General features: G+C 70.5%; 29 protein-coding genes. 11 read left to right on the plus strand and 18 right to left on the minus strand.

The genetic code is table 11. The annotated features are described in order from the left end of the window. Nucleotides 1–24 precede the first annotated feature (24 nt). A complete protein-coding gene (locus DVS28_RS20750) occupies nt 25–1,173 on the minus strand; it encodes an acyl-CoA dehydrogenase family protein (protein ID WP_114593165.1) in 1,149 nt (382 codons plus the stop codon). 212 nt (nt 1,174–1,385) lie between these two features. Between DVS28_RS20750 and DVS28_RS20755 the strand changes: the two genes are divergently transcribed. Next, nucleotides 1,386–2,930: an FAD-dependent oxidoreductase gene (locus tag DVS28_RS20755; RefSeq protein ID WP_216826192.1), complete on the plus strand. Its 1,545-nt coding sequence runs from the start codon at nt 1,386–1,388 to the stop codon at nt 2,928–2,930. Between the two features lie 21 nt (nt 2,931–2,951). On the opposite strand, the gene DVS28_RS20760 is transcribed toward DVS28_RS20755, so the two are convergent. From DVS28_RS20760 to DVS28_RS20775, 4 genes are read right to left on the minus strand one after another with little or no spacing between them, the layout of a single operon-like run. Beyond that, on the minus strand, nt 2,952–3,206 hold the full coding sequence (locus DVS28_RS20760; protein WP_114593166.1) for a GlsB/YeaQ/YmgE family stress response membrane protein: 255 nt from the start codon (nt 3,204–3,206) through the stop codon (nt 2,952–2,954). 56 nt (nt 3,207–3,262) lie between these two features. Next, complete coding sequence (locus tag DVS28_RS20765; RefSeq protein WP_114593167.1) at nt 3,263–3,688, minus strand: nuclear transport factor 2 family protein; 426 nt, start codon at nt 3,686–3,688, stop codon at nt 3,263–3,265. A gap of 27 nt (nt 3,689–3,715) precedes the next feature. Next, the gene (locus tag DVS28_RS20770; protein ID WP_114593168.1) at nt 3,716–4,699 is read right to left on the minus strand and encodes a ketopantoate reductase family protein; all 984 of its coding nucleotides are present in this window, start codon (nt 4,697–4,699) and stop codon (nt 3,716–3,718) included. Continuing rightward, complete coding sequence (locus tag DVS28_RS20775) at nt 4,696–5,688, minus strand: ketopantoate reductase family protein (protein WP_164710840.1); 993 nt, start codon at nt 5,686–5,688, stop codon at nt 4,696–4,698. The genes DVS28_RS20770 and DVS28_RS20775 overlap by 4 nt, the downstream gene beginning before the upstream one ends. Before the next feature lie 94 nt (nt 5,689–5,782). Between DVS28_RS20775 and DVS28_RS20780 the strand changes: the two genes are divergently transcribed. Genes DVS28_RS20780 through DVS28_RS20795 form a run of 5 tightly spaced genes read left to right on the plus strand, consistent with a single transcriptional unit; the run spans nt 5,783 to nt 9,544 of the window. Then, nucleotides 5,783–6,481 (plus strand): class II aldolase/adducin family protein, encoded by a 699-nt coding sequence (locus DVS28_RS20780; RefSeq protein ID WP_164710841.1) that lies wholly within the window; start codon nt 5,783–5,785, stop codon nt 6,479–6,481. After that, nucleotides 6,478–6,810, plus strand: a complete 333-nt coding sequence (locus DVS28_RS29295; RefSeq protein ID WP_216826194.1) for a carboxymuconolactone decarboxylase family protein — start codon at nt 6,478–6,480, stop codon at nt 6,808–6,810. The genes DVS28_RS20780 and DVS28_RS29295 overlap by 4 nt, the downstream gene beginning before the upstream one ends. Then, the gene (locus tag DVS28_RS29300) at nt 6,716–7,075 is read left to right on the plus strand and encodes a carboxymuconolactone decarboxylase family protein (protein ID WP_216826195.1); all 360 of its coding nucleotides are present in this window, start codon (nt 6,716–6,718) and stop codon (nt 7,073–7,075) included. Before DVS28_RS29295 ends, DVS28_RS29300 begins: the two co-directional genes overlap by 95 nt. Beyond that, on the plus strand, nt 7,072–8,736 hold the full coding sequence (locus DVS28_RS20790) for a thiamine pyrophosphate-binding protein (protein WP_164710842.1): 1,665 nt from the start codon (nt 7,072–7,074) through the stop codon (nt 8,734–8,736). Before DVS28_RS29300 ends, DVS28_RS20790 begins: the two co-directional genes overlap by 4 nt. Nucleotides 8,737–8,746: 10 nt before the next feature. Continuing rightward, entirely contained in the window at nt 8,747–9,544 is a 798-nt protein-coding gene (locus DVS28_RS20795; RefSeq protein ID WP_114593171.1) for a phosphate/phosphite/phosphonate ABC transporter substrate-binding protein, read from the plus strand. 30 nt (nt 9,545–9,574) lie between these two features. Here the strand turns inward: DVS28_RS20795 and DVS28_RS20800 are convergent, their stop codons facing one another. Continuing rightward, nucleotides 9,575–10,060: a MarR family winged helix-turn-helix transcriptional regulator gene (locus DVS28_RS20800; RefSeq protein ID WP_216826196.1), complete on the minus strand. Its 486-nt coding sequence runs from the start codon at nt 10,058–10,060 to the stop codon at nt 9,575–9,577. Between the two features lie 101 nt (nt 10,061–10,161). On the opposite strand from DVS28_RS20800, the gene DVS28_RS20805 reads away from it, so the two are divergent. Then, nucleotides 10,162–10,809 carry a GTP cyclohydrolase II gene (locus DVS28_RS20805; RefSeq protein ID WP_114593173.1) on the plus strand — a complete coding sequence of 216 codons (648 nt, stop codon included), beginning with the start codon at nt 10,162–10,164 and terminating at the stop codon, nt 10,807–10,809. 29 nt (nt 10,810–10,838) lie between these two features. Continuing rightward, nucleotides 10,839–11,354, plus strand: coding sequence for a VOC family protein (locus DVS28_RS20810; RefSeq protein ID WP_114593174.1), 516 nt, complete (start codon nt 10,839–10,841; stop codon nt 11,352–11,354). A 156-nt stretch (nt 11,355–11,510) separates the two neighbouring features. On the opposite strand, the gene DVS28_RS20815 is transcribed toward DVS28_RS20810, so the two are convergent. The 9 genes from DVS28_RS20815 to DVS28_RS20855 form a co-directional block, all read right to left on the minus strand. Next, nucleotides 11,511–11,825, minus strand: a complete 315-nt coding sequence (locus DVS28_RS20815; protein WP_114593175.1) for a hypothetical protein — start codon at nt 11,823–11,825, stop codon at nt 11,511–11,513. A gap of 124 nt (nt 11,826–11,949) precedes the next feature. Next, a complete protein-coding gene (locus DVS28_RS20820; RefSeq protein ID WP_114593176.1) occupies nt 11,950–13,335 on the minus strand; it encodes an ABC transporter substrate-binding protein in 1,386 nt (461 codons plus the stop codon). Nucleotides 13,336–13,501: 166 nt separating this feature from the next. Beyond that, complete coding sequence (locus DVS28_RS20825; RefSeq protein WP_114593177.1) at nt 13,502–14,653, minus strand: alpha-hydroxy acid oxidase; 1,152 nt, start codon at nt 14,651–14,653, stop codon at nt 13,502–13,504. A gap of 34 nt (nt 14,654–14,687) precedes the next feature. Continuing rightward, nucleotides 14,688–16,445 carry an AMP-binding protein gene (locus DVS28_RS20830; protein WP_114593178.1) on the minus strand — a complete coding sequence of 586 codons (1,758 nt, stop codon included), beginning with the start codon at nt 16,443–16,445 and terminating at the stop codon, nt 14,688–14,690. Beyond that, a complete protein-coding gene (locus tag DVS28_RS20835; RefSeq protein ID WP_216826197.1) occupies nt 16,445–17,275 on the minus strand; it encodes an ABC transporter ATP-binding protein in 831 nt (276 codons plus the stop codon). Before DVS28_RS20835 ends, DVS28_RS20830 begins: the two co-directional genes overlap by 1 nt. Further along, nucleotides 17,272–18,081 carry an ABC transporter ATP-binding protein gene (locus tag DVS28_RS20840; protein WP_114593179.1) on the minus strand — a complete coding sequence of 270 codons (810 nt, stop codon included), beginning with the start codon at nt 18,079–18,081 and terminating at the stop codon, nt 17,272–17,274. Before DVS28_RS20840 ends, DVS28_RS20835 begins: the two co-directional genes overlap by 4 nt. After that, a complete protein-coding gene (locus DVS28_RS20845) occupies nt 18,063–19,184 on the minus strand; it encodes a branched-chain amino acid ABC transporter permease (RefSeq protein WP_114593180.1) in 1,122 nt (373 codons plus the stop codon). Before DVS28_RS20845 ends, DVS28_RS20840 begins: the two co-directional genes overlap by 19 nt. Nucleotides 19,185–19,194: 10 nt before the next feature. Further along, a complete protein-coding gene (locus DVS28_RS20850; RefSeq protein ID WP_164710843.1) occupies nt 19,195–20,067 on the minus strand; it encodes a branched-chain amino acid ABC transporter permease in 873 nt (290 codons plus the stop codon). A gap of 46 nt (nt 20,068–20,113) precedes the next feature. Beyond that, entirely contained in the window at nt 20,114–20,584 is a 471-nt protein-coding gene (locus DVS28_RS20855) for a nuclear transport factor 2 family protein (RefSeq protein ID WP_164710844.1), read from the minus strand. A 101-nt stretch (nt 20,585–20,685) separates the two neighbouring features. On the opposite strand from DVS28_RS20855, the gene DVS28_RS20860 reads away from it, so the two are divergent. Beyond that, nucleotides 20,686–22,302, plus strand: coding sequence for an AMP-binding protein (locus tag DVS28_RS20860; protein ID WP_114593183.1), 1,617 nt, complete (start codon nt 20,686–20,688; stop codon nt 22,300–22,302). A 25-nt stretch (nt 22,303–22,327) separates the two neighbouring features. Here the strand turns inward: DVS28_RS20860 and DVS28_RS30015 are convergent, their stop codons facing one another. Both DVS28_RS30015 and DVS28_RS20875 read right to left on the minus strand, forming a co-directional pair. After that, nucleotides 22,328–22,858, minus strand: a complete 531-nt coding sequence (locus tag DVS28_RS30015; protein WP_281273489.1) for a UGSC family (seleno)protein — start codon at nt 22,856–22,858, stop codon at nt 22,328–22,330. Beyond that, nucleotides 22,855–23,976, minus strand: coding sequence for a hypothetical protein (locus DVS28_RS20875; RefSeq protein WP_164710846.1), 1,122 nt, complete (start codon nt 23,974–23,976; stop codon nt 22,855–22,857). The genes DVS28_RS30015 and DVS28_RS20875 overlap by 4 nt, the downstream gene beginning before the upstream one ends. Nucleotides 23,977–24,058: 82 nt before the next feature. Between DVS28_RS20875 and DVS28_RS20880 the strand changes: the two genes are divergently transcribed. Then, the gene (locus DVS28_RS20880) at nt 24,059–24,991 is read left to right on the plus strand and encodes a DMT family transporter (protein ID WP_164710847.1); all 933 of its coding nucleotides are present in this window, start codon (nt 24,059–24,061) and stop codon (nt 24,989–24,991) included. A 345-nt stretch (nt 24,992–25,336) separates the two neighbouring features. Further along, nucleotides 25,337–25,819, plus strand: coding sequence for a hypothetical protein (locus DVS28_RS20885; RefSeq protein WP_164710848.1), 483 nt, complete (start codon nt 25,337–25,339; stop codon nt 25,817–25,819). Here the strand turns inward: DVS28_RS20885 and DVS28_RS20890 are convergent. Further along, nucleotides 25,807–26,682, minus strand: coding sequence for an alpha/beta fold hydrolase (locus DVS28_RS20890; RefSeq protein WP_114593188.1), 876 nt, complete (start codon nt 26,680–26,682; stop codon nt 25,807–25,809). The genes DVS28_RS20885 and DVS28_RS20890 overlap by 13 nt on opposite strands. Nucleotides 26,683–26,699: the final 17 nt, after the last annotated feature.

Genomic DNA, 26,699 nt, shown 5'->3' on the forward strand with positions numbered 1-26,699 from the left:
GGGTGGCAGTGACGGGGGTGGGCGCTACAGGCCCATGGAGCGGCCGATGATCTCCTTCATGATCTCGGTCGTGCCCCCGTAGATGGTCTGGATGCGGCTGTCGACCCACGCTCGCGCGACGGGGTACTCGGCCATGTAGCCGTAGCCGCCGTGCACCTGGACGCACCGGTCGACGATCTGCTGGCACAGCTCCGTGGTCCACCACTTGGCCTTGGCCGCGTCGACGTCGGACAGGCGGCCCTCGACGTGGTCCATCAGCAGTCGGTCGACGTAGGTGCGGGCGACGTCGACCTGCGTCTGCAGCTCGGCGAGGGTGAAGCGGATGTGCTGGAAGCTGCCGATGGGGCTGCCGAACGCCTGGCGCTGCTTGGCGTACGCGACGCTGGCCTCAACGGACCGTTCGGCCTGGGCGACGGCCTGCACGGCGATGGACAGCCGCTCCTGGGCGAGGTTGCCCATCATGGCGTAGAAGCCCTTGCCCTCCTCCCCCAGCAGGTTCTCGACGGGCACGCGGACACCGTCGAAGAACAGCTCGGAGGTGTCCGCGGCGTGCTGGCCGACCTTCGCCAGCTTGCGACCACGGGAGAAGCCGTCCCGGTCGGCCTCGATGACCAGCAGGCTGATGCCCTTGTGGCGTTCCGTCGGGTCGGTCTTGACCGCGGTGATGACCAGGTCGGCGTTCTGGCCGTTGGTGATGAAGGTCTTGCCGCCGTCGACGACGTAGTGGTCGCCGTCGCGCCGAGCGGTCGTGGCGATGCCGGCGACGTCGGAGCCGGCACCCGGTTCGGACATGGCGAGGGCGAGGATCGTCTCACCGGAGACGGCACCGGGCAGCCAGCGGGCCTGCTGCTCCTCGTTGGCCTGGTGCAGCAGGTACGGCAGGGCGATGTCGGCCTGCAGCGACAGGCCGAGCCCAGCGGACAGGACGTCGGCCTCGGCGAGCACCTCGGAGACGATGGCGTTGTAGCGGAAGTCGTCCATGCCGCCGCCGCCGTGGGCCTCGGGGGCGGCTATGCCGAGCAGGCCAGCCGCGCCGGCGGCGGTGAACAGCGAGCGGTCGACCCGGCCCTGCGCCTCCCACGCCTCGCGGTTGGGGACGACCTCCTTGTCGACGAACCGGCGGACGGCGTCACGGAAGTGGTCGTGTTCTTCCTCGAAGATCGTGCGGTCCATGCGGCTCCTCACGGCTGCCCCCGGCTCGAGGGGCAGCCGATGCTCGGTCGACGTGATCGGATTTACTGACCAGTCAGTCGATCGTAGTCCCGACGCGGTATAGCGTGCAACCAGCCATCGAACGTTTGGTTGATTCGGTGGATCGCAGAGGACCCCCGGTGCACGGTGCGCCGGTGATCGGAGAAGCTGTGGCCGGACGAGCTGTTGTTGTCGTGGGATCCGGTGTGGCCGGGCTGTCAGCCGCGCTGGCTGCAGCCGAGGCCGGCGCCGCCGTGACGTTGCTGGAGTCGACGTCGACGGTGGGCGGGACGACCGCGCTGTCGGGCGGGGTGGCGTGGTTGCCGGCCAACGACCTGGCCGCGGCTGCGGGCTTCCCCGACACACCGGAGGATGCGAGGACCTACCTGCGCGGGCTCGCGCTCGGTGACGTCGACGAGGAGCTGGTCGACACGTTCGTCGCCGGGGCCGGGGACACCGCGTCGTGGGTCCAGCGGGTCACCGAGCACGGGTGGGTGGCGCTGGGTTATCCGGACTACCACTGCGGGCTGCCCGGCGGCCGCGAGGGCGGCCGGTCGCTCGAGCCGCTGCCGTTCACCCCCACCGCCGACGTCGCCGCACGGGTGCGGCCGGCCCTGTCGTGGCGGCTGCCGATGACCCAGCACGAGATCATCGCCAACACCCTGAACCGGGACGTGTTGACCCGCCGGCGGGACGAGGGGGTCCTGACGATGGGCGCGGCGGTCGTGGGCAGCCTGCTGGCGGCGGTGCTGCGCCTCGGGGTGGACGTGCGGGTCGAGACACCGGTGGCGTCGCTTCGTCGGGACGGAGAGCGGGTTGTCGGGGTGACGCTGGATTCCGGCGAGGCGGTCGACGGGGCCGTGGTGCTGTGCACCGGCGGGTTCGAACGGGACCCGTCGTTGGCCAGGGCGTTCCTGCGCCACCCCTCCCCTGCCCCGACCGGCGCACCGGGAGCAACGGGAGGCGGCCTGCGCATGGCCATGGGGGCCGGGGCGGCGCTGGGCAACATGTCCGAGGCGTGGTGGTGCCCGGCGATGGCCATCCCGGGCGAGGAGATCGAGGGGAAGCCCCTGCACCGCCTGCTGCTGGCCGAGCGGGCCCGACCGGGGTCGATCATGGTGGACGGGCGCGGGCAGCGGTTCGCCAACGAGGCGCAGAACTACAACGACGTCGGTCGGTCGCTGCACGACTTCGACCCAGGGGCGTTCGCATTCCCGCGCGACCCGTCGTGGCTGATCGTCGACAACGGCTACCGGGCGGCGTATCCGCTCGGTCCGTTGCTGCCGGGGGAGCCCGACCCGGACTGGCTGGTCCGCGCCGATTCGGTGGAGGAGCTGGCGTCCGCCATCGACGTCGAGGCCGATCGGTTGGTGGCGACGGTGTCGGCGTTCAACGCTGGCGCAATCGTGGGAGAGGACCCGGCGTTCGGTCGGGGCCGGTCGGCCTACGACCGGTTCGTCGGTGATCGCCGCCTCGACCAGCCGAACCTCCGACCGCTGACCCAGAGCCCGTTCTTCGCGGTGCGCGTGCTGCCGGGGACGCTCGGCACCAAGGGGGGACCGCGCACCGACGTCGACGGGCGGGTCCGCCATGTCGAGGGCGGCGTTGTCGAGGGCCTGTTCGCCGCCGGCAACGCCGCCGCGAGTCCGCTGGGCATGGCCTACCCGGGCGCCGGCGGGACCATCGGCCCGGCGCTTGTCTTCGGCCGCCGTGCGGGGGCGTGCGCCGCGTCGGGCTGACGCCCCAGTTCGGAGGTCGGGCTAGGCGTGCCTGGAGCCCGAACGCGACTCGACGACGCCGAGGAGGAACACGGCGGCCACGACGGACGCGATGAATCCGATGATGTTCAGCTCGAACAGCGAGCCGGTGCCGAGGAGGTTGGCGAGCAACCCACCGATGACCGAGCCGACGACGCCGAGCAGGAGGGTTGCGCCGAGGCCGAGGCCCTGGCGTCCACGGGTGAAGAGCCGGGCCAGGGCTCCGATGACGAGGCCTGCAATCAAGAATCCGATCATGTTGCAGTACTACCCGCCGCCAAACCCTCGACGTGACCGGACACGCCGCGCTCGAGCTAGCCGATGGTGGAGTCCAGGGTCAGCACCCGTTCGGCGATCAGCCAGCCATCGCCCGAGCGGACCATCACGTCGGTGTAGCGGCCGGTGGAGGGAAGGTGCAGCGTTCCGTCCTCGGTCGAACCGACCAGCAGGTAGCAGGCGGCCTGGATGCGGTCGGGGTCGCCCGGCACCTCGTCGAGGATCACATTGGAGATCAGGTGACGACGCTGGGCGTTGGCGGTAGCGGCTCGCCGCTCGCCCATGGCCTTCCTGATCGCCGGCCGACCCTCCAGCGCGGTCGGCATCGAGCCGACCGATCCGTTGATGGTGAAGGTGGCGTCCTCGGTGAAGCAGTCGGCCATCGCGTCCAACTCACCCTGGTCGTAGCAGTGGCCGTAGCGGTGCAGCAGGTCGATGGCCAGCAGCCGGTCCTCGACGTTCATGGTTGGGGCTCCTCTTGATGGGTGTGGTCACAGGGACCGGTCGTACGTGGCTTCCAGCGACTTGACGATTCGACCGACGACGTCGTTGACCGGAGTGGGCACACCGACACGACGGCCCTCCTCGGCCACGCCGAGGGCCAGGGCGTCGACCTCGGTCCGGCGACCCGCGACGACGTCGGCGGCCATCGACGTGATGTGGGGGCCGACGGAGGTGTAGGTGTCGACACAACGGGTTCGCAACGCCGCGACGTCCAGATCGACGCCGGCAGCCGTGGCCACCGCAACGACCTCCTCGAACATGTCGGTCCACAGCGCCCACGCCGTCGGTTCGCCGATCACATCGGCAACGGTTCGTCGCAACGCCGCGGTCAGCCCGGCCATCGACGCGGCCATGGCGACCTTGCTCCAGATGACGGTGTCCGCCGACGGCAGCGCCTCCGCGGGCAGGCCCGCGGCGGTCAGGTCGGCCGCGACATCACGGACCGCGGACGGAACGTCGGCGTCCCCCGACACCTCGACGGTCCTCGGTGGCCCCATCTCCGTCAGCGACCGTCCCTCCGCCGTGGCCGGCGCCATCAGTACGACACCGGGCGCAACGGACTCCGCCCCCACGGTCGTGGTGCCCGGGATCACCCGGTCGGCGTCGAACACCTCCGCCAGTCGTCGGTCGTTGCCCAGCCCGTTCTGCAGCGTGACCGCCACTCCCCCGGGGGCCAGCGCGTCCGCCACGGAACGGGCGGCTTCGACGGTGGCGAAGGTCTTGCACATGAACAGCAGCACGTCGACGGGCCGCAGGTCGGCTGATGGGTCGACGGTCGCATCGAGCCGGACCGTCGTGGCGGTCCCGTCGGGTCGGCGCATCACCAGGCCGTCGGCGCGGATGGCGTCGATGTGGTCGCGTCGGACGTCGACAAGGGTGACGGAATGTCCGGCGAGCGCCAGGTGCCCGCCGATGACGCTGCCCATCGCCCCGGCACCGACGACGGCCCAGCTGCGATGTGTGTCGCTCATGTCGCCTCCTGCACGATGACTCGGTCCAGTCCGGCCAGCAGGCGATGGACGACGGTGGTGGTCGGGGCGTCGACCCCGAGCCGTCGAGCCTCGCTCGCCAGCGTCCCGTGGATGGCGTCGACCTCCGTCGGGCGGCCGCGCTCGACGCTCTGCAGCATGGAGATCCGCACCTCGGTCATGCCCGCTTCCACCATCGCCTCGCCACGCGCACGGATGGTGGCCAGCCCCTGTTCCCGCGGCATGGTTGCCAGCGAGCGGACGGGGAGGATGTGGGGCCAGTCATCGACCTCGACCCCCGCCGCCGCCGCCACGGCGGCCCCCTCGACGATCAGGTCGAGGAACACCTCTGCCAGCTCGGGGACGACGAACGCCTGGTGGAACGGCAGGCGGGTCAGGGCGGTGATGGCCATGGAGGGCGAGGCGTGGACGAGCTTGGACCACTCCACGGATCGGATGCGGTCGGTGGTGACGACCTCCAGTCCGGCGCCCTCGATGTCACCGGCCAGCGTGTCGACGGCGGCGGGGTCGGTGTCCGGCATCGGGCCGAGGAACGTCGGACCGGCGAAGGTGTGGGCGACGACGCCGGGTTGCTCGAGGGTGCCGCCGACCATGCTGACTGCCCCGACGACGGCCGAGGGGACGCACCAGCGGGCGAGGTCGTCGGCGGCGGTCACGCCGTTCTGGATCGACATGGCCGAGGAGATGTCACCGGCGAGGTGGCGGATGCCGTGCAGTACCTCAGCGGTGTCGGGGGCCTTGCACGCTAGGACGATCGCCTCGACTGGGTCCAGTGCGGCGGGGTCGGCCGTGGCCCTGAGCGTTGGGTGCTGCACGGTGCCGAAGGACCGGAGCTCCACCCCTCCCCTGCTGGTGACCGCGTCGGCGTGGGCCGGCCGGGCCAGCAGCTGCACGTCATGGCCCGCTGATGCGAGCATCGCGCCGTAGACGGTGCCGAGCGATCCGGCGCCGGCGATCAGGTAGCGGGTCACGTGTTCCTTCCGAGTCGACAATGAGGGTAACCATATGCATAATTCGCCACAAGCGGTGTTGCCCGTTGCACCGGTGTCCACCAAGGAGCCCGCCATGTCCACGCCCGCCGAGCAGATCGCCCTTGCCTGCAGGGGTCTCGCCACCTACGGACTGGGGTCCGAGATCGGCGGCCACGTGTCGATGCGCGACCCCGACAGCGACACCTTCTGGATGAACGTCCTGGACAAGACGTTCGAGGAGATCACCCCCGCCGACGTCGTGCGGATCGACTTCGACGGCAACCAGGTCGACGGGGACCGCACCATCTCGTTGGGCGCCGACTTCCACCAGGGCATCTACGCCGAACGCGACGACGTGCACGCCATCGTCCACACCCACGGACCGTGGATCACCGCCCTCTGCGCGATGAACCGGCCGCCGAAGACGTATCACAACCTGGCCAGCTTCTTCGCCGGCGAGACCGCGATGTGCCCCGACGACGACTTCGAGTCCGTCGGCCCGGCGCTCGGCGACAACCACACGCTGCTGATCCCCTTCCACGGCGCGATCTGCGTCCACGAGGACCTCGGCCAGGCCGTGTCGCTGATGGTGACGCTCGAGTACGCCGCCGAGCTGGACGTGCGGATCACCCCGACCGGCGCACCGGACATGCCCGAGGAGATGATCGGCCGCGTGAAGGACCTCGTGACGCGTGCCAACTACCTGACCCACACCTGGGGGCTGGTGCAGCGAAAGGCTCGCAACGCGATGGCCGCGGCGGGCGAGGACCTCGGCGAGCTGGTCGCGTCGTGAGCCGGATCCGACTGCTGCCGCCGGAGGAGTGGACGCCGGAGCTGCGCGAGCTGGTCCAGCCCGAGGGGCGCACCGACCTGGAGCTCGGCAACGTCCGGATCTACGCCCACCGGCCGGAGCTGGCCGAGGCCTACGTCCGGTTCACCGGTGCGATCCGTTCGCGGAGCACCCTGCCGGCACGGCTCATCGAGATCGTCCGGTTGCGGGTGGCGTTCCAACCAGTGCCGCAGCTGCATGGCGATCCGCTACGCCGACGGGGTCGAGGCCGGCGTGACCGAGGACCTGGTGTGCTCGCTGGAGACGCCCGACGAGGCCCCCGACCTGACTGATGCCGAACGGGCCGCCCTGCGGTTCGCCGACCTGATGGCCAGCGACCACCTGTCCATCAGCGACGCCACGATCGAGGACCTTCGCGTCCACTACAGCGAACCCGAGATCGTCGAGCTCGGCATGCACATCGGCCTGTACGTGGGCTACGGCCGGCTGTCGATGGCATGGGACATGGTCGACGAGCTGCCCGACCGGTTCCACGAACGCGAGGGCACGATCACCCCGTGGGGATCCGACGCCACCGTCGTCGGTGGACGCCGATGAAGGCGTGGGAGGCGGTTGCCGCTGCGCTGGTCGCCGAGGGCGTCACCGAGGTGTTCGGGGTGATGGGCGACGGCAACCTCAAGCTGATCCCGCACATCACGTCCACCCATGGGGTGCGGATGGTCGCGGCCCGGCACGAGTCGGCCGCGCTGGCGATGGCCGACGGCTATGCGCGGACCAGCGGACGGGTCGGCGTGTGCTCGGTGACGCAGGGGCCCGGACTGACCAACACCCTGACCGCGCTGATCTCGGCGCGGAAGGCCGGGACGCCGCTGGTCCTGCTGACCGGCGACACACCGCACGGCGTGCCCGGCCTGCCGCAGGACTGCGACCAGGAAGCGCTGCTGGCCGCGGCCGGTGTGCCCGTGCAGCCGTTCTCCGCTGCGTCGGCAGCAGCCGATGTGGCGGCGGCGTTCGCGGCGGCGAGGGGCGGTCCGGGGCCGGTGGCCCTGTCCATGCCGACGGATGTGCAGGACGAAGAGTCCGTCCAGGACGAGACGTCCGTCGCGGCGGCTGTGGCCCCCTCGACGCCCGCGTCCGTGGTGGCCGAGCCGGACGAATCGTCCCTGGCCGAGGCCGCCGCGCTGCTCGCGTCCGCCGAGCGGCCGGTCGTGCTGGCCGGGCGAGGGGCGATCCGCGCCGGGGCCAAGGAGGCCGCCATCGCGTTGGCCGACGAGGTCGGGGCGCTGCTCGCCACCACGCTGCCCGCCAAGTCGTGGTTCGACGGGCACCCGTGGTCGGTCGGCATCTGCGGCGGCTTCGCCACCCCCCTGGGTGCGGACCTGATCGCCGACGCCGATGTCGTCGTCGTGCTGGGTGCCGGGGTGAACAGCTTCACCAACCGTGCAGGGTCGTTGCTGCACGAGCCGACGAAGATCGTCCACGTCGATGTCGATCCGGCCGCGGTCGGGCGGTACACCCCGGCGGCGGTCTCGGTGGTCGGCGACGCACGCGTCGTGGCCACACGGCTGCGGGAGCTGGTCGCTGGTTCGTCACCCCGTGACGGCTTCCGGACCGAGGACGTGGCCGAGCAGCTGCGGACCTTCGACCTCGGGGCCGCCCACGACGACGAAGGTGTCGACGGGGCGCTGGACCCTCGGACGGTGTGTGCGGCGCTCGAGCACCTGCTGCCGGCGAACCGTCAGCTGGTCACCGACGGCGGCCACTTCTGCGGTTTCCCGGCGAGCTACCTGTCGGTGCCGGAGCCGTCAGCCTTCCTGTTCTCCCTCGACTTCGGATCGGTGGGCCTGGGGCTGGGGTCGGCCATCGGTGCGGCGGTGGCGCATCCCGAGCGGCTGACCGTGCTGGCCATCGGCGACGGCGGCCTGATGATGAGCCTGGGCGATCTGGAGACGCTGTCCCGCGAGCAGGTCCCCATGCTGGTCCTCGTCTTCGACGACGGGGCCTACGGCGCCGAGCTGCACTTCTTGCGGATGCTCGGGTTGCCGGAGGAGGAGTCGTTGTTCACCACCCCCGACCTGGTCGCCGTGGCCGAGTCGGTGGGGGCACGCGGGATGCTGATCGAGACCCTGGACGACCTGAAGGGGTTGGCCGCCGAGTGCGTCGACCTGCGACAGCCCCTGGTCGCCCACATCCCGGTCAACCGCGACGTGCGGGCCGGCTGGCTGGAGGAGGCGTTCGCCCGCAAGGTCGGCGAGTAGGTTCCCCCGCGTGCTCGACCACCCGCTGCACCTCCGGACCTTCCTCTCCCCGAGCATCCCCGCATCGCTGTTCGAGGCGCTGGCCGGACACATCGGCCGGTCGTTGGGATGCGAGGTGGTGCTGTCGTTCGACGAGACCCGGTCGGGCCCACGGCCGGGTGAGCCCGAACCGTTCAGCACGGCCGAGGTCGACGTGGCGTTCGTCTGCGCGACGTCCTGGGTGTGGCTGACCGCGGTGCCCGATCCACCGATCCGGCTGGTCGGTGCGGCTTGGGTGCCGATCGATCCGCGCAGCGAGGACCAGCCGGTCTACTTCGGGGACGTGGTCATCGGACCCGGCGGCCCGACGAGCCTGACCGACCTGCCGGGACGACGCATCGCCTACAACGACGACGTCAGCCTGAGCGGGTACCACAGCCTCCGGCTGGCCCTGGTCCAGCAGGGGATCGACGTCCACGCCGTCGACTTCGTGCGGTCGGGCTCGCACCTGCGGTCGCTGGAGCTGCTGCAGCGCGATGAGGTGGACGCCGCGGCGATCGACTCCACGGTGTGGCACCGCGTCTGCCACGAGCAACCCGCCCTCGACCTGGTTGCCATCGCGGCGCTCGGCCCCCACCCGGTCCAGCCGGCCGTCGCGCGTACCGACCTACCGGCCGCCGTCCGGGTCGCGGTGCGAGCGGCCCTGCTGTCCGCCCATCGGGACGCTGATGTGACGGCCGCGCTGACACACGCACGGCTGCGCCGGTTCGTCCCGATCGACGACACCCGCTACCGCATTCTCGCCGACGAGCTGGCCCGATCGGCCTGACGCCCGACCCCTGGTGCCCCGCAGACGCCGTCAGTCGATGTCCGCGGCGATCCGGTCGGGGTCCTCGCCCATGGCGGACAGGATGTTGCGGCAGGCACGGGCCAGGACGTCCTGCTCCTCCGCAGTGAGGGGGTCGAACAGCCGCTGGCGGACCTCCTCGACGTGGCCCGGGGCCGCCTCGACCAACGCCGCCATGCCCTCGTCGGTCAGGACGGCGACCTGCCCCCGCTTGTCGGTCGCGCACGCCGCCCGCTTGACCCAGCCGAGCGCTTCGAGCTTGGCCACCGCATGGGACAGGCGGGACTTCGATGACAGGGTGCGGTTGGCCAGCTCGGTCATGCGCATGCTGCGGTCCTCCGCTCCCGACAGGTGCACGAGGATCTCGTAGTAGGAGTGCGGGATGCCGGCGTCCTCCCGCATCTGGCGGTCCAGCGCCTCCTCCACCAGCCGCGTCGCCGACAGGTACAGGCGCCACGTCGACTTCTCGTCATCCTGCAGCCAGCGGGGTTCGGTCATGGCGACCATCCTAGGTTTTTGTTGAACACTTGACAAGATGCTCCGGGCGCGGCAGTCTGGCAAGTAGTCAAGCGCTCAACCATTGTTCGTCCGGAGATTCGATGTCCCTCACCTCAGTCGCCCCCACCGTCGGCCGCGTGCCCGCTGCCACCATCCGCCAGCAGGTTGTCGTGCCGATGGCGTTCCCTGACGGGTACGAGGTCGAGGGTGTCGTCACGACCTTCCACGGCCTCGTGGACGGCCGGGAGCACCTCGCCTGGACGTTCGGGACGCCGGATGAGGTTGCCCTCGTCCGTCCGCACTCGGAGTGCCTGACCGGCGACGTCTTCGGGTCGGCTCGCTGCGACTGCGGCCCCCAGCTCCGCGAAGCCGTGGAACGGATCACCATCGCCGGCGGCCACCTCCTCTACCTGCGACAGGAGGGTCGCGGCATCGGGCTGTACGAGAAGCTGGACGCCTACGCGCTGCAGGACCAGGGGCTGGACACCTACGAGGCGAACCGCGCCCTGGGGCACCTCGACGACCAGCGGGACTACCGCGTGGTCGAGCAGATGCTCACCGCCCTGGGTGCCGGTGGCGTCGAGCTGCTGACCAACAACCCCGACAAGGTCAGCCAGCTGACCGCGCTGGGCGTCGACGTCCGCGGCGTCCGGGCGACCGGTGTCCACCTCTCGACGGCCAACGAGCGCTACCTGGACGCGAAGGTCCGTCACACCAACCACACCATCGACCTGCCGTTGGCGGTCTGAGCAGTTCACCACCCCGAAGGAGCAACGCCATGGGCGTCCATCGCCTGAACCACGCGGTCCTCTACGTCCGCGACGCCGACCGCACCGCCACGTTCTACGAGGAGGTGTTCGACTTCCGCCGTGATCCGTTGATGGTCATCCCCGGCGCGGTGTTCATGACCGCCCCCGACTCCACCAACGACCACGACCTCGGCCTGTTCAGCGTCGGCGACAAGGCGCTGCCCCCGCAGGCCGGTCGGAGCTCGGTCGGCCTGTACCACCTGGCCTGGGAGGTCGACACGCTCACCGACCTCCAGACCATCGCCGAACGGCTGCAGGCGGCCGGCGCCCTGAAGGGCGCGTCGGACCACGGGACGACCAAGAGCCTCTACGGCGTCGACCCCGACGGCATCGAGTTCGAGGTCGTCTGGCTAATCCCCGCCGACCAGGTCACTCCCGCCGACCGCGAGGCCCGCACCCGCATCGGCCGCCTCGACCTGCCCGGGGAGGTCGCCCGCTTCGGCCCCGACCTGCCCAGCGGCGTCGGGATCAGCCGCCCGGCCTGACCCCTCCCCATGCGTGTCGGCTCACTCGCAACCGGGTCGACTGAGACAACACACAACCGAGGCGTGTCGGCACAGTCGCAACAGGGTCGACTCAGACGACACGCACCCGAGGCGTGTCGGCACAGTCGCAGCAGGGTCGACTGAGGCGACACGCGGTCAGGTGCGGTCGCTCCACCGGGTGCGCTGCTGGGCGACCAGCTCGGGGACGATGGACATCGCTCGCTCCCGCGACGCCGTGGAGGGGGTGAGCGCCCGAAGGATGGCACCGGCGACGCTTGCCGTGGCCACGGCAACGGCTTCCCAGTCGACGTCCTCGTCGCCGGCCATGGCGGCGGCAGCGATCCGTGCGCCCTCGGTCGCGCCGGTCCTGTCGCCGATCGCCGAGACAAGCAGCGCCCCGGCATCCTCCAGCGCCCTGACGTGCGTCTCGACGTCCCACTCCCGTGGTTCCCACCCTGGTTGCCCGTCCACCGTCCGGTCCTCTCCTCTCGGTCCACCGCGTGGCGCCGACCGTAGCGCGAAGAGGCATGACGAAGGCCCCGCCGCGATCGCGACGGGGCCCTCGTGTGTGTACCCAGGGGGTGGGTTCTGCTGGCTAGCCGCCGGCGCCGTACTCGCCGTCGATGTCGCCGGTGTACTCCTCGAACGGCTTGGCCGGCTCCATGAAGTCGCCGTTCCACTCGAAGACCGCCGCACACAGCGACTGGTTGCCGCTGGTCCAGTCGACCTCACAGGTCAGGCCGCCGGTGTCGAAGGGCGCCGAGGTCAGCGCGGCGTTCATCGTCTCCCAGCTGAGCTCGCCGGCGTCGGCCGCCGCGCGCTCCATGGCCTCGGCTGCGATCAGGACCTCGTGCCAGCCGTCGGCGAAGTTCGTCTCGATCGCCGCGTCCTCCCACTCGGTGCCGGCCACGAAGTCACGGATGGTCGCGCACATCTCGCAGTCGTCCATGGGGGACAGGAAGGAGTGGGCGCCAGCCAGCAGCTCGGCCGCTTCCGGCGGACCCTCCTGGAAGATGGTCGCACCGACCAGGCCGTGGATACCGACCATGGGCACGTCGGTGAGGCCCTGGGTGACCATCTCGCTGATCATGCCGAGGCCGGTTTCCGGCGCGCCGTGGAAGGCGACGTAGTTGAGGTCGTCGTTGTTGCGCATCTGGGCCAGCTGGGTGACGACACCGGTGTAGTCAGGCGCACCGATGTTGATGGTCATCGCACCCAGGTAGTTGCCGCCCTGCTCCTCCAGCGTCTGCTCGATGTAGGCGTTCCACTCCGCACCCGAGGGGACCTCGAGGTGGACCACGGCGACGTTGGCGTCCTCGATGGAGCCGACCTTCTCCGCGATGTAGGCGACCGCCACGTCGGCCTCGTCACCGTAGTGGGCGAGGTTGTTGTAGACGTTGGGGACCTCCAGCTGGGCGTCCACCGTCTGCGGCGGGCTGATCAGCGGGATGCCGGTGCTGGCGAACTGGGGCAGCAGCGATACGCAGTTGCCGCACTGGATGATGGACAGCACGGGGTTGTCGGAGGTGATGGCGGCGAAGTTGGTCGCCATCGTCTCGGGGTTGTACTGGTCGTCCTGGACGGCCAGCTCGAGCTCGCGTCCGAGGACGCCGCCCTGCTCGTTGAGGTAGGCCACGGCGGCTTCCGCACCCTCCAGGTTGAAGCCCTGTGCGGCGGCGGTGGGACCGGTCACGTCGCCGAGCCAGCCGATCCGGATCGTGTCGCTGTCGACACCGAAGTCCGGCGCATCGGGTACCGAGCCGGCGTCGCCGCCGTCCGCGGCGTCATCGCCGCTGTCGTCCGTGGCGTCGTCGCCCTCGTCCGCGGCATCATCAGCGTCGGCTTCGGTCGCGTCCGACGTCTCCTCGGTGGTGTCGCCGGCGTCCGTGGACTCCTCACCACCTCCGTCATCGCTCGAGCTGCAACCAGCAGCCACGATGGCCAACAGCCCCACCAGCACTATCCAACGACGTGTACGCATCTTCGGCTCCAAACCCTTGCTTGTAGTGGAACGATGAACCACTTCTTGACCGTGCCGACCGCCCTCGATTGCCGAGCGGCTTACCAACCGGTCAGTAAGCTACGAGGATCATAATAGGCCCCGGACTCGACCGTCAACGGTTTCACGAGGCCAATTCAACCGAATGTCAGGTTGACACCCCGGGAACGGCCAGATGTTGTCGCCCGAGGTTGGTCACCGACCGGACGCCCATCAGCGCGAGGGTCCGGTCGAGCTCGGCGCGGAGGATGTCCAGCACCCGCAGGACACCGGTGGCCCCGCCGGCACCGAGCCCCCAGACATAGGGACGCCCGACCGACACCGCGGCTGCGCCGAGCGCCAGCGCCTTGACGATGTCGGTCCCCCGGCGCACGCCCCCGTCGAGGATCACGTCGGCCCGCCCACCGACCGCATCGACGACGGCGGGCAGCGCGTCGATCGCCCCGACCATGCCGTCCAGCTGGCGTCCGCCGTGGTTGGACACCACGATCCCGTCGACGCCGAGGTCGACGGCCCGCACGGCGTCGTCGGGCGAGACCAACCCCTTGACCAGCAACGGCCCCTCCCACTCCTCGCGCAGCCAGGCCAGGTCCTCCCAGCTCTGCCCGGGGTCGGTCATCTCGCCGTTGATCCACTCGCCGAGCGACGTCGCCCCCGAGCCCTGGCCGAGCTCGGTGAAGTTGCCGAACGTCAGCGGCGGACCCGTCAGGTAGTCGCGCACCCACGCCGGATGGCGGGCCGCGTCCAGCAGGTTCGGGAGGGTCGGCCGCGGCGGCAGGGTCATGCCGTTGCGCAGGTCGCGTTCGCGCTGGCCGACCACGGGCACGTCGACGGTGAGCACGATGGCGGTGTAGCCCGCCGCGCGCGCTCGGCGCACCAGGTCGGCGACGACCTCTCGGTCCTTCCACAGGTACAGCTGGAACCACCGTGGGCCGTCGGTGACGACCTCCTCGATCGTGCAGGACGATCCGGTGCTGAGGGTGAACACGGTGCCGGCGGCCGCAGCTGCTCGGGCCGCGCCCACCTCCCCGTCGGCGTGGGCCAGCCGCAGCAGCCCGGCGGGCGAGAGCATCACGGGGAACGACAGGGGCTGGCCTACGACGGTGGTGGACAACGACCGGGTCCGGCTGCCGTCCAGCACCGTCGGACGCAGGGCCACGTCGGCGAATCCGCTGCGGTTGGCCCGGACCGTCGACTCGTCCTCGGCGCCACCGTCGATGAAGTCCGCCACCATGCGGGGCATGCGCCGGTGGGCTGCCCGGCGCATCTCCTCCACCGTCCTGATCGTGCTGACCCTCATGCCGTCGCCTCGAGGGCGTCGTTGGTGCGGGGCCTCACTTCAGGGCGCGTGCTGCGGCGTCGGTGGGCGTGTCGACCCGAGCGCCAGTCGGCACGACCTCGGCGGCGAGCACCGCGTCCCAGACCGGCTTCTCGGTGCCGGTCAGGGTGCCGTCGGCCACCGACAGCGGCGCGGCCAGCACGCGGACGTCGTCGAGCTGGATGTCCAGCCGGGCGGCGGCCGTGTCGACGGCGCGGCGCAGCAGTTCCTGGGTCTCGGGCAGGCCGAACAGCGACTTGGCGGTGGTGAACCGCAGCCCCTTGGCGTTGGCCCACCGCGACAGGGTCGACTGGGTGGGCTCGACGACCGCGACGACGAAGCCGTCCTCGACGGCAACCACGGCCTCGCGGATGTAGGGAGAGGAGCGAAGCCGAGCCGCGACCTGCTGAGCCGTGACCGACCCACCGCCGCTGGTCGGTACCTCGTCGCCGACCCGTCCCGTGACGACGAACCCGTCGTCCACGGACTCCGCGGAGTCGCCGGTGCGCAGCCAGCCGTCGGTTGTGGCGTCATCGCTGACCGACGGCCCACGCAGGACGAGCTCGCTGTGTTCGACGCCGGCCTCGATTCCCGGAACCGGCGTCATGGCGGTCTCCCATCCCACGGTCCCGGCCGTGGTCGCCATCGCGAACCCGCCGACCTCGGCCATGGAGTAGGCACGCCGCAGCGTCACGCCGAGCGCGGAGTAGAAGGCGACCGCCTCGGGCGAGATCGGGGTGCCGCTCACCAGCAGCCAGCGAACCTGGTCCAGCCCGAGCTTGCCCAGGACGTGCCGGCCGACGAGTGCCCGGGACAGCCCCGAGGGCGACGGGGCGCGGCCTTCCTCCACCGCCTGGCGGAGCCGCTTGTTCCAGGACTTCAGCACCAGCCCTTTCAGGCCAGTGGTGGACTGCATCCGCAGCCGGACGTTGGTTGCCAGCTCCTCGGCGAACCGGGGGGTGATGTGCAGGTAGGTCGGTGCGATCTCGACCATCGCCTGCCCCACGCTCGCCCGCGACTCGGGCAGCACCAGGGTCGCGCCGGAGAGCAGCGCCGGGTAGATCGTTGCGCCCCGTTCGACGGGGTCGGACAGGGGACGGAAGGACATCACCCGGTCGCCGGGCCCCATGTCGAAGGCCTCGATGGTGGCGCTTGCGGCCGCCGCGAGGTTGACGTGGCTGAGCAGCACCGAGGTCGGTTCCTCGAAGGTGCCGGACGTGGACGTGCCAACCGCGATGGCGTTCGGGTCCAGGTCGGCAGCGAGCGCCGTCATCGCGGTGCTCGGCTCCGGCACCGACGTGGCATCCACCGTCGGGAAGGGCGCCAGGACCGTCGAGGCGTACTCCTGCACGCCGGCGGGGTCCAGGTAGTACACGCGCCGCAGCTCCGGCAGCGCTCCCTCGTCGAGCAGCTCGAGGATCCCGTCGGCGGCGGCCTGCCCCTGGACGACGGCGACCACCGGTACGGCATCCCCCAGCTGCTGGCGAACGCGAGGAATCGGCGTGTTGGAGGGCACCCCGACGACCCGGGCGCCGATCAGCTGCAGGGCCAGGTCGATGATGACCCGGTCCTCGTGGGGCGCGAGCACCAGGGCGACGACGTCGTCTCGCTCGACCCCGTGCTCGCGGAGCGCGTTGGCGGTCGCGACCACGCGGGCGACGAGCGCCCTGGAGGTGGTCGCGGTCCACAGGCCGAACCGCTTCTGCAGCACGGCCACGGAGTCGGGGTTGGTGGCCGCACGTGCGGCCAACGGGGTCCAGATGGTCTCGAACATCACTCGGCTCCCAGGTAGGCCTCGACGACGGCGGGGGTCTGCTGGACCTCCGCCGGTGTGCCCAGCGCGATCGGCTCGCCGAAGTTCAGGGCGAGCACGCGGTCCGCGATGCTCATCACGACGGCCATGTCGTGCTCGATCAGCAGCACGGTGACGTCCAGCTCGGCCCGGATCTCGTAGATGAAGCGGACGACATCCAGCTTCTCCTCCACCGTCATGCCGGCCATGGGCTCGTCGAGCAGCAGCAGGTCGGGCTCCATGGCCAGCACGCGGCCCAGCTCGATCCGCTTCTGCAGGCCGTAGGGCAGGTCGCCGACGGGCTCGAAGCGCAGGTGCGAGATCTCCAGCAGGTCCATGACCCGTTCGACGGCGGCACGCGCCTCGACCTCCTCCTTCACGGCCCGGCGGGTGCGGAACCCCGAGGCGAAGACCCCACCACGCTGGTGGATGTAGCGCCCCAGCATCATGTTGTCGAGCAGCGACAGCTGGGGGAACAGGCCGAGGTTCTGGAAGGTCCGCGACAGGCCCATGCGCACGACCTGGTGGGGCTTGCGGCCCAGCAGGCTGTGGGTGGTCCCGCCGGCGTCGGTGTAGTCCACGACCGCGCCCGGGTTGGGTTGGTAGACGCCGGTGATGGCGTTGACCAGCGAGGTCTTGCCGGCGCCGTTGGGGCCGATGAGGGCGAACAGCTCGCCGCGCTGGACCTGGGCGGTCACCCCGTTGCAGGCCTTCAGCCCGCCGAACTGCACGGTGACGTCGCTGAGGGTCAGGATGGGGGCGGACTGGGTGGCGGGGGTGTCGGTCATGATCTGGGTGGCGGGGGCGCTCACGAAGCCCTCCCGGTGTAGCGGGCGACGACAGCCTCGTAGGCGTCCTTGGCATCTCCGGCGCCGCCCAGGTAGTACTCCTGCACGTAGCCGTCCTCTCGCAGGTCCTTGCTGGTCCCCTCGACCACGACCCGTCCGGTCTCCATCACGTAGCCGTACTTGCTGTGGGCGAGGGCGACGCGGGCGTTCTGCTCGATGGCGAGCACCCCCATCCCCTCCTCCTCGTTGAGCTGGCTGAGCAGGTCGAACAGGTCCCGCACGATCATGGGGGCCAGTCCCAGCGACAGCTCGTCGCAGATCAGCAGGCTCGGCTTGGCCATCAGCGCGCGGCCGACGGCGATCATCTGCTGTTCCCCGCCGGAGAGATATCCCGCACGATCGCTGCGGCGGGACACGAGCTGCGGGAACAGCTCGAACATCTTCTCCAGGTCGGCGTCGATCCCGTCGCCGTCGCTGCGGCTCGCTGCACCGACCAGCAGGTTCTCCTCCACCGTCAGGCGGGGGAACAACATGCGTCCCTCCGGCACCTGGCAGACACCGGCACGCACGACCTTGCGGGCGCCCGCAGCCTCGATGGGTTGCCCGTCGAGGGTGATGCTGCCTTGGCTGACGTTGCCGTCGTGCACGAAGAGCAGGTTGGTGATGGCCCGGACGAGGGTGGTCTTGCCGGCACCGTTGGCACCGAGGACGGACACGAATCCGCCCGGCGGGACCTGCATCGACACGCCGTCGAGCGCGATGACGCTGCCGGCGTAGTCCACCGCCAGCCCCTGGACCACCAGTCCTTCGTTCAGCTGCTGTACGGCCACGAGCTCACGTATCCCTTCATGGACTTCCACACGCCGACCAGGCCCGTGGGGCGGGCGACCAGCACGATGACGATCAGGACACCGAAGATCGCCAGGTTCGTTTCGTTGGCGTAGTCCTGCAGGAACTCCACCGAGCGGATGCCGGGGACCTCGGCCCGGATCCAGTCGAACAGCACCGGCGCCATGTAGTAGAAGAACGCGCCGAACACCGCGCCTTGGAACGACGAGATCCCGCCGACGATGATCATGATGGCGTAGAAGAGCACCAGCTCGAAGGGGAACGAGTCCTCGCCGCGGGCGCCGATGTAGTAGGCACCGAGGGCACCGGTGAGGGAGGCGAAGGCCGAGGACAGGGCGAACGCCGTCAGCTTGGTGCGGGTGACGTTGATGCCGATCAGCGACGCCGAGACGTCCTTCTCGGCGATGGCCATGAAGGCGCGCCCCTCGCGGCTGCGGACCACGTTGGAGAGGAAGAGGACCGACAAGGTCGCCATCGGGAGGAGCACCCAGTACCAGCGGAAGTTGCCGGCGATGGCGAAGATCCCGTTGTCGTCCGGGGTGATGAACGGCAGCCAGTGCAGCCAGGCGGGCACCTCGGGGGCGGTGAAGATGATCGCGTTGAAGCCGAAGTAGCCCACGATGAACTTCTTGTAGGCCAGCAGGAAGAAGAAGTGGACGCCGAAGGTGGCGATCAGCAGGTACAGGCCCTGGAAGCGCAGGGCCGGCAAGCCGACGATCACCCCGACCAGGCCACCGACGATCAACGACGCCACCATGACGACGACGAAGTTGACCCCGTGCAGCTGGCCCATCCAGGCACCGAGCATGGTCCCGAGCATGAGGAAGGCGGCGTGGGCCACGCTGACCTGGTGGGTGTAGCCCAGCAGCAGGTTGAACGCGGCCGCGCCGATCGTGGCGATGAGCGCGAGGTTGATGGCGGGGAACCACGCCGTCCACGGGAAGTCCAGCGGCGGATCGAAGCCGGAGGACAAGGCGAAGGGAACCGCGATGGCAACGAGAACGACGGCGAGGGCGAGGAGTCGCTGCCCGCGTGTGCGGAGCAGGCGGAGGTCCTGGCGGTAGTCGGTGGTGGCAGTCTTCATGACGTGCTCCTCAGACCCGGACGAGCTGTCGAGTGCCGTACAGCCCGGACGGGCGCCACAGCAGGACGGCGAACATGATCCCGAAGGCGATGACGTCGCGGTACTCCGCACCGAGGTACCCCGCGCCGACGCTCTCGACGATCCCGACCAGCAGGCCACCGAGGATGGCGCCGCCGACGGAGTCGATCCCGCCGAGGATCGCCGCGGGGAAGGCCCGAAGGCCGATCACCGCCACGCCGAGCGACACCGACGGGGTGTAGTGGGCGTACATGACGCCACCGATGGCCGCCATCGTCAGACCGATGCCCCAGGCCGCCGCGTAGATGCGGTTGGGGTCGATGCCCATCGCGGCGGCAGCCTCGAGGTTCTCGGCAACCGCGCGCATGTGCAGACCCAGCCGGCTGCGCTGGAAGAAGACGAGGAACGCGCCGACGGAGATGGCAGCGGCGAGCACCATGAACCCGTTGACGTAGGGGATGGTGACCGTGCCGAAGTTCAGCTGGCCCTGCGGAAGGGCGGTCAGGCGGCCGCGGGGGGTCGGGCCGTAGAAGATCAGCAGCCCGGCGCGGATGACGATCTCCAGGCCGACGGTGACCAGCACCACGGAGAAGAACGGCTTGCCGACCATGTGCCGCATGATCCCGTAGTGCAGGATCACCCCGACCGCGGCGAGGATCACGGCGATCACCACGAGGCTGACGGCGAACGGCAGCTCGAGCACGTCGATGAAGGTCACCGCCAGGTAGGTGGCGATCATCAGGAAGGAGCCGTGCGCGAAGTTCAGGACCGAGGTGGCCTTGAACACGAGCACGAAGCCCAGGGCGACCAGCGCGTAGATCGCGCCGATCGCTATCCCGTTGAGGAGGAGTTGCAGCAGGAACACCGCGTGGACCTTCCGTAGGCTCTTGGTTTCGGGGGGTGGGTAGGGATCAGCTGGCGGTGTCGGCGAACGGGCGGTCCGGATGGCCCGGGTACCAGTCGTCGGGAATCGCGTCCCATGGGGGCTCGGAGTCGACCCCGTGCAGGGTGTGCTCCACGACGGTCCATTCGCCGTCGCGGCGTTCGAGCACGTCGACGATCCGGGCCCACAGCTGCCAGATGCGGCCGTCGGACTTCATCCGGTGCACCGCGTCGACGTAGGCCATCAGCTCGGCCCGGTCGCCATCGACGGTGACCTGGAAGTTGGAGACGTGATGGGAGGTGCGGCCGTACTGGCCGAGCACCGCGGCAAGGGTGCGGGCGTAGGCGTCACGACCCTCCACCACACGACCGGTCATGATGTCGATGCGCGCGTCCTCGGCGAAGACCGCCGCGGCCCCTTCGGGGTCCTTGGCGTCGACTCGGTCGAAGTAGGTGACGAACACCTGCTCGACCTCTCGGATTGCGGCCAGATCGGTCACGCGGAGCGGCTCCTCAGCATTGATGGCACTAACTTACCGAATGGTCGGTAAGTTAGTCTAGCCCCGCATCGTCCGGGGACTCAACAAGTATATTCATACGCATGGATTACCTGGGCCAGCACATCGGACGAATCGTCCGCGAACGGGCCAGCACGTCACCCGACGTGCCGGTCGTCACGATCAGCCCGGACGGGGCGGAACCGGGGACCCCCGGCGTCCCGATCACCTACGCCGAGCTGGACGACCGGACCGAGGTCATGGCCGCCGCCCTGACCCGAGCGGGGGTCACGAAGGGCGATCGGGCCGCGGTGATGCTGGCCAACGGGCCGTCGTTCGTGCACAGCTGGATCGGCATGGCGAAGGCGGGCGTGGTCGAGGTGCCGCTGCACACCGCATCGCGAGGCGACGGGCTGCGCCACGCCCTGGGCCTGACCGGCGCATCGCTGGCCGTGGTCGACGAGCGGGCGCTGCAGCGCATCGGCGATGTGGCCCACGACCTGCCGTCGTTGCGGACGCTGGTGGTCTGCGGTGACCCGGACGATCTGCCCGGTCGGGTCGGTGGCGCCGACGTGGTGTCCATGTCGGACTTCGTGCACGGCGTCCGGCCGGGGCCGGCGGTGGACGTGGCGGACACCGATCCATCGGTGGTGCTGTTCACCTCGGGCACGACCGGTCCGTCGAAGGGTGTCGTGCTGTCGCATCGGGCGAACACCCGGCTGGCGTGGTCGGTGGGGCAGGGCGCCGGCTTCCAGCGAAGCGAGGTGCTGTTCACGACCTTCCCGTTGTTCCACGTCGCCGCCCGATACGTCTCGACCCTCGCGGCGATGCTGGTGGAGGGCCGCGTCGTCATCCGCGAACGCTTCTCCGCCAGCCGGTTCTGGGAGGAGTGCGCAGAGGAGGGCGTGACGGCCGTGCACTACCTGGGCTCGCTGCTCACGATGTTGCTCAAGCAGCCCGCCCGGTCGGTGGACAGCGGCCACGGGGTGCGGGTGGGGTACGGGGCGGGTGCACCCAAGCCGGTGGCCGAGGCGTTCACCGAACGGTTCGGGGTGCCGCTGCACGAGCTGTACGGCATGACGGAGACGGGCGCGGTGACGATGAACCGGGCCGGCGCGTACCGGCTGGGCTCGTGCGGCACGGCGCTGGAGGACTGCGAGGTCGCCGTGGTCGGTGCCGATGACGAGGCGTTGCCTGCGGGCGAGGTCGGGGAGATCGTCACCCGCCCGTCGGTGCCACACATCATGATCGAGCAGTACGAGGGCATGCCCGAGGCGACGGTGGACGCCTTCCGGAATCTCTGGTTCCACACCGGCGACCGGGGCTGGCTGGACGCCGACGGCTTCCTGCACTTCGTCGGCCGACAGAAGGACGCCATCCGGCGGCGGGGCGAGAACGTGTCGGCCTTCGAGGTCGAGGTGGTGCTGGAGGATCACCCGTCGGTGGCGGGCAGCGCCGTGGTCGGTGTGCCCGACGAGATCAGCGGCGAGGAGATCCTGGCCTACCTGGAGCTGCGCGAGGGGGCGGTTCTGGACGTCGCGTCGGTGCTGGACCACTGCCAGACCCGCCTGCCCCACTTCGCGGTCCCCCGCTACGTCGCTGCCGTGGCGTCCCTCCCCCGCAACACCTCCCAGCGGGTCCAGAAGCACCTCCTGGACGTCTCCGCCACCGCGGACGGCGTCGTCGACCGCGAGGCGATCGGCTACGTCGTCACCCGCTGATCCCGGAACGGATCGGCGGGTTGGGTCAGGTTGAGAGGCGGGCGGCGACGTCTGGGGCGAAGCGGTCGGCGAGGGCCTGCAGCGCCGCGTCATCCTTGGTGGACACCGGGTGGGGAACCATGACCGTGGGGTAGGCGGGCGCGCCGAGGGTTGCCCCGAAGCGGGCGGCCAGGCCCTGGAAGGGCTCGGTCATGACGAGCGTGGCGGGGATTCCCAGCCGCTCGAACTGGACGGAGTCGTGCAAACTGCACGCGGTGCACGCACCTCAGTCACCGAGGCCGGAGATGACCAGGTGCGAGCGGGCCGCCAGCATCCGGGTCACGTCGGCGTCCAGCGGGGCACCGGCAGAGGGTTTGGTGTGGACCTCGACGTGGGCGACGCCCAGGAGGTCGCGGAGCCGCTCGCCGATGTGGCTGAGCAGCGCCTTGGCGTTGGGCTTGCCGTTGTCGACGACGAGCAGCCGGGCGTCGGTGGGAAGGGGGACGCGGGGGGCAAGCTCCAGCGCGTCGGCAGCGGCGTCGGCCATGTCGGGCCGGTGGACGCGGATAACGGTCACGGCCGCTCCTCCCCCACTGGCGGGAGGGTGACCTCGCAGCCGTCGGGGCCGCAGTCGGGCAGCGCCTCGCCCGGCGGGCGGACACGCCGGCTGACCGCACGGGCCAGGGCGACGTCGACCGGGGCCCACGACGGGATGTAGGCCGACCAGCCCGCCCCGGCGCCGCCGGCGGTCACGACGAACACGTCGTCGGGGGTCGGCACGGTCGCAAGCTTGCCGTCCGCCCCGGGAACCAGGTCGTGGGAGCTGCCCTCCGGCAGGTCGATGCCTGCCGCCAACAGCTCGTCGGGGGTGATGCGTGAGGCCTCGGCGAGGAACTCCTGGACGTCGCGGCGACTCCAGCCGGCCTCGACGACGGCGAGCTGGTGTTCGTGGCCGAGGACGACGACGCCCTGGCCACCCTTGCCGGACACGAAGTTGGAGGGGACCTTCATCGCGGCGGCGAAGGTCAGCAGCAGGCGTTCGGGGTCCTCGACCAGGTGGTTGGCGACCTGCCGGGGCCCCTCGCTGGGCACGACGGTGACCACGGTGTCGTCGGGAGCGAAGCCGAGGTCGGCGGCCAACGGTTGCCACGGCGAACGCGGCGGGTCCTCGGCGAAGCAGAGGGTGTACTTGCCGGGGTGGCCCATCGAGCTGCCGTCGAGCCCACCGCTCTTGGCACCGAGCACGTTGCTGGCCACGAGGCGGAGCGTCCGGCCGATCGTGGCGTTGGCGCGGTTGCCCGAGCCCAACGCGTTGTGCGTGCCGTTCATCCCCACCTCGCGGGCCATGGGGCCGCTGACGATGGTGCAGATCGCGGCGCCGCCGGTGCTGGTGGTGGCGGTGTGGGCGTTGAACGCCGGGTCGAGCATCGCCGACACCCCGGCGATGACGATCGGGAAGTACTCCGGCTTGCAGCCGGCCATGACGGCGTTGATGGCGGCCTTCTCGACCGTGACGGCGATCCCGCGCTGAGGGACGGTGCCGAGGACGTCGTCGGGGTCGGTCACCCCGGCGGCCAGCATCATGTCGAGGACACGGTCGGGGGTTGGGGGGACGATCGGCAGGCCGTCGGTCCACCCCTCCTCGAAGAAGCGTTCCTGCACGTCGACGTCATCGATCTCGATGAGGTCCGTCATGTGGCCTTCTCCTCCTTCCGGTGCAATGATGCGCACAATACTACCAACCGTCCGGTTGGTAAAGACGTTGGGGAGGCAAGGCGTGACTGCTCGTACGGCCCGCGTGTCGCTGACGGTGGCGATGGCGCTGTGGGGCCTGCAGTTCGTCGCCAACCACGAGCTGCTGGAGGTGCTGACGGCGACGGAGATCGTGGTCGTCCGGTTCATCGCGGTGGTCGCCGCGGTGGGCGCGATCCTGCTGTTCGTGCCCCGTCTGCGTCCGAGGTTGGACCGTCGGGACGTCGTGATCCTGGTGTTCGCCGGGTTGTTGTCGGTCCCGGGCTCCCAGCTGCTGCTGGCGACGGGGCAGAACTACCTCGCCCCGGCGATGGCGGGGCTGGTGGTGGCGACCCAGCCGGCGGTGACCGCGGCCATGTCGGCGCTGGTGCTGCGCGAGCGGGTGTCGCCGCGTGCGGTCGTCGGCATGGTGCTGGCGCTGGTCGGCGCGGCCGTGGTGATCGTCTTCGCGACGGGAGGAGGGACGGCGCTGACCGTCCGCAACCCGTGGGGCGCGGCGCTGGTGTTCCTGGCCCAGGTGTCCTTCGCCGGATACACGGTGCTGACGAAGGCCGTGCAGGGGCGGATGAACCCGCTGACGTTGACGTTCGCGGGGTTGTTGTTCGGCGCGGTGTGGCTGGTGCCGCTGGCGCCGGGTGCGCTGGCCGGCATCGGCGCGCTGGAGGGGCTGCGGTGGCTGTGGTTCATCCAGCTCGTGGTCGGCGGGACGTTGATCCCCTACATCGTGTGGAACCTCGCGCTGGGGGTGCTGCCCGCCAACGAGGTCGGCAGCTACACCTTCCTCGTCCCGCTCTTCGGGGTGGCGTGGAGCTGGACGATCCTGCGGGAGGACCTGTCGCTGATCGGCCTGGCCGGCGGCGCCCTGATCGTCCTCGGCGTGGTCCTGACCCAGGCCCGTGGCCGCCGCGCCGCCGTCGAACCCACCCTCGCCGACGTGGGCAGCCCTCCCGCCGCCTGACCCCCGACCCCCCGACCCCCCCGGCCTGGTCCGACCGATCGGCGCGGCTATCGGCGCGATCGGGGCCCAACCCACCCATACGCGCGTTGGGGCACGATCCGCTCGGTCCGCCGGCGCGACTATCGGCGCGATCGGGGCCCAACCCACCCATACGCGCGTTGCGGCACGATCCGCTCGAGTCAGGCGGCCGGAGTGGGTCGGCCATCGGCGCGATCGGGGCCTGCGTCGGCCATCGACGCGGTTCGGCACGATCCGCTCGAGGAGCGCCGGGGAGCCGGGGACGCCGACCACGCTGTGGGCGGTAGGCTCTCGCCGTCGCAGTCGAGCAGGCCAGGGGTGGTCGAGGTGAAGCAGCGTGTGTCGCGTGCCGTCATCGCGGCGGTGGTGGTGCTGGGGTCAGCGGTTGCCAGCGGGTGCTCCACGGCGGAGATCCCCGGCATGGCCGACGTGCTCGACCTGCCCACCGACGGCTCGCACGTGCTGACGAGCGGCGAGGACTGGCAGCTCGTCGTCACGCCGCACCAAGCACTGGAGCTCAGGCAGGAGCGGCGCATATCTGGCGTCAGCGACTACACCCGACCCATCACCCTGACCGAGGCGCACGGCTTCGATGCCACGAGGAACGGGAACCCGGTCACGGTGGTCGCCGGGCCGGTGGGTGACGACGCTGCCCGCGTCGAGGTGGAGAGCCTCAACGGCGTCGTCGATGACGCAGCGATCGTGCGCGCACACGGCCTGACGTGGTTCTGGCTGGAGCTGGCCGACGACGACCTCTTCCAGATCACCGCCTACGACGACCAGGGCGAGATCCTCGATCAGCGGCGGTAGGCCGATGCCAGGCGGGACAGGATGTCCGCCAGGTCGCAGGGGTGATCGAGCATCAGGTGGTGGTGGCCCGGCTCGACCAGCAGCTCGAGGTCGGGGTCGGCAGCGGCCATGTGGGTCAGGCGGTCGCGCTGCTCGACCGGCACGACGGGCGAGTCGTCGGCCACGATCACCGTCGCTGGACAGCGGGCACTTTCCAGGACCACGCCCACATCCCCAGGCCGGTCGGGTGGGTGCCCCACGAACAGGGCGGGGTCGAACGCCCACGTCCACCCCTCGGCATGTTCGACCACGGCGTGGGCCGCGAGGTGCGCCAGCAGGGAGGGGTGGACGACCGGCTGGGCGGGCAGCAGCCGGAACCGCCTGGTCAGCGCCTCCGCAGAGCTGGCATACCGCCGGGCGGCCATGATCTGCTCGGCGTGGCCGATGGACTCCGGCGGCGGGATGTCCAGCGGCGTGTCGACGACCACCACTCCCCCGAGCCTGTCGCCGTGGGCTGCCCCGACCATCGCCGCCACGACCCCGCACATCGAGTGCCCCACGACCACGGGGGACGGCCCGCCCACCTCCTCCACCACGGCCATCACCTGGTCGACCCAACCGGTGAAGGAGTAGCGGTCGAGGTGCGACGACCGGCCGTGGCCGACCATGTCCAGCGCGACGACGTGCCATCGGTCCGCCAGCAGTCCGGCCACGGCGCTCCACCATCCGGCGTGCGCCCCGCCGCCGTGCAGGACGACCAGGACCGGGCACCCGAGCGTCCCCCACTCCAACCGGTGGTGGTCCACCCCATCGACGGTCGTCACGACCGAACGCGGCTCGCGGGCGAGGGCGGCGCCCAACCAAGGCGGCGAAGGACTGGTCATACGACGGATCCTGCCAT

The sequence above is a fragment of the Euzebya pacifica genome (assembly GCF_003344865.1).
GTDB lineage: Bacteria > Actinomycetota > Nitriliruptoria > Euzebyales > Euzebyaceae > Euzebya > Euzebya pacifica.